Raw genomic sequence first — 1,153 nt, 5'->3', positions numbered from 1 at the left:
GCGCGCAGGCGGGCCAGCGCGCCGCGCTCGGCGACCACGGTGAAGCCCTCGGCCAGCGCCTGGGCGCGCGCCGTCGGGCCGAGCCCGCGCACCACGAGCTCGCCCGGCTCGGCCTCGGGCGCGTCGGGTGCGGCGGGCGGCAGCGGCAGCGGGCGGAGCGAGGGGGCCGGGCGGCCGAACAGCATGTCCATCAGGTTGCGGACATCGCGGCGGATATCGGTGCCGGGGTTCGGGCCGAGAGCCATCCGTCCGCCGCGCCCCTCGCCCCCGCCCGGCGCGCCGGCGGCGCCGGGGGCCCCGCCATCGTCGGAATCGTCATCGTCTGCCGCCGCCGGCAGCGCCAATGCGAACCCGAGCAGCAGCGCCGGCAGCAGCCGGCGCAGCCGCCCCGTGCCCGGTCTGCCGCTCCCTCCGCCCATGGCGGCCGAGCCTACCCGATCGGGGCCCGTTCGGCCTAATGTCCCCGCCACCGCCGCTCGCCCCGCCGACAGGATCCACATCCCGTGGCTTCCGACTTCGCCCATGAGCTCGTCGCCCTGTTGCCGCGGCTGCGCCGCTTCGCCCGCGCGCTCGCCGGCTCGGCCGACCGGGCCGACGACCTGGTGCAGAGCGCCTGCGAGCGGGCCTTGCGCGCGCGTGACACATTCCAGCCGGGAACGCGCCTCGATGCGTGGATGTTCCGCATCCTGCGCAACGTTTGGATCGATGCGGCCCGGCGGTCCGGGGCGCGCGGCGGCGAGCACGCCGCCCTCGACGAGGTTGCGGAGCAGGCGGGATGGGACGGGCGGGCGGTGACGGAGACGCGGCTCTTGCTGGCCAAGGCGCGCGAGGCGATCGCGGCGCTGCCGCCGGAGAGCCGGGAGGTGGTGGTGCTGGTCTGCGTCGAGGAGCTCTCCTACCGCGAGGCGGCGCAGGTGCTGGAGGTGCCGGTGGGCACGGTGATGAGCCGGCTGTCGCGCGCCCGGGTGAAGCTCGCGCGGGCGCTGGGCCAGCTCCAGGACGAGGACGTGCCATGACCCGCGCATCGGTTTCCGACGAGACGCTCACCGCCTATGCCGATGGCGAGCTCGACGCGGAGGAGGCGGCGCGCGTGCGCGCGGCGGTCGCGGCCCGGCCCCCCCCCCCCCCCCGGCGCCGCGGGGGGGGGCGGGGG

At 77.8% G+C, this 1,153-nt stretch carries 3 protein-coding genes; 2 read left to right on the top strand and 1 reads right to left on the bottom strand.

Annotation, left to right across the window (positions count from 1 at the left end; all coding sequences use genetic code 11):
- Positions 1-419: hypothetical protein (locus FK498_RS18770; RefSeq protein WP_202614938.1), on the bottom strand; the 419-nt coding region annotated here is incomplete at its 3' end.
- Between the two features lie 84 nt (positions 420-503).
- Here FK498_RS18770 and FK498_RS18765 point away from each other — a divergent pair.
- Together FK498_RS18765 and FK498_RS20250 are read left to right on the top strand one after the other, a co-directional pair.
- A complete protein-coding gene (locus FK498_RS18765) occupies positions 504-1,016 on the top strand; it encodes an RNA polymerase sigma factor (RefSeq protein WP_141857229.1) in 513 nt (170 codons plus the stop codon).
- Positions 1,013-1,153, top strand: a 141-nt coding sequence (locus FK498_RS20250; protein ID WP_202614937.1) for a zf-HC2 domain-containing protein, incomplete at its 3' end; no start/stop codon positions are given. The genes FK498_RS18765 and FK498_RS20250, both read left to right, overlap by 4 nt.

This window comes from Elioraea sp. Yellowstone (genome assembly GCF_006704265.1).
GTDB lineage: Bacteria > Pseudomonadota > Alphaproteobacteria > Acetobacterales > Acetobacteraceae > Elioraea.
Note: the sequence above shows the minus strand (reverse complement) of the source record. Positions and strands in the feature narration are given on the sequence as shown.